This is a genomic window from Mesorhizobium sp. M7A.F.Ca.AU.002.02.1.1 (assembly GCF_003998535.1).
GTDB classification, from domain to species: domain Bacteria; phylum Pseudomonadota; class Alphaproteobacteria; order Rhizobiales; family Rhizobiaceae; genus Mesorhizobium; species Mesorhizobium ciceri.
On sequence record NZ_RZPB01001488.1, the window covers coordinates 1 to 450 of the forward strand.

Annotated in this window: 1 pseudogene; it reads right to left on the reverse strand. The window is 67.8% G+C overall.

Features of this window, described 5'->3' with window-relative positions:
• Positions 1 to 450, reverse strand: a pseudogene (locus EN879_RS38520) (DUF4173 domain-containing protein); the annotation flags it as partial.

Consider the following 450-nt stretch of genomic DNA (forward strand, 5'->3'; position numbering starts at 1 on the left):
CCAGGAAAACCCCGCCCAGCGTCAGCGGCATCACCCAGACGGCGATCGCCGCCAGCCGGATGCGGCGCCCACCGAACCGCCGCGCCGTCCTCCGCCAGCGGATGAAATCAATGACGAAGCGGAACGGCGCCGCCAGCCCGAACAGCACGATCTGCCCGGCAATGCGGGCGATGCTGTGCCGCAGCCGACCGCTCAACGAAAGCGCGAAGACGGTCAGCGCCGCCAGCGCGATCGAGACCGACAGGGTGCTGACATTTTCAGCCAGCGGCAGCAGCGGGACAAGCAAGGCGATGGGCTTGAGCCAGACCCGGCCGTCGTTGAAGGCGGCCGGGTGCACAGCGACGACCGCCGCGGCAATCAGCAGGGCGAACAGGAAAACCGTGATCCCGGCGGGCTGGCCATAGAACAGAAAATCCGCGAGCGCTGCCAGCAGGATGGCGACACCGAAAC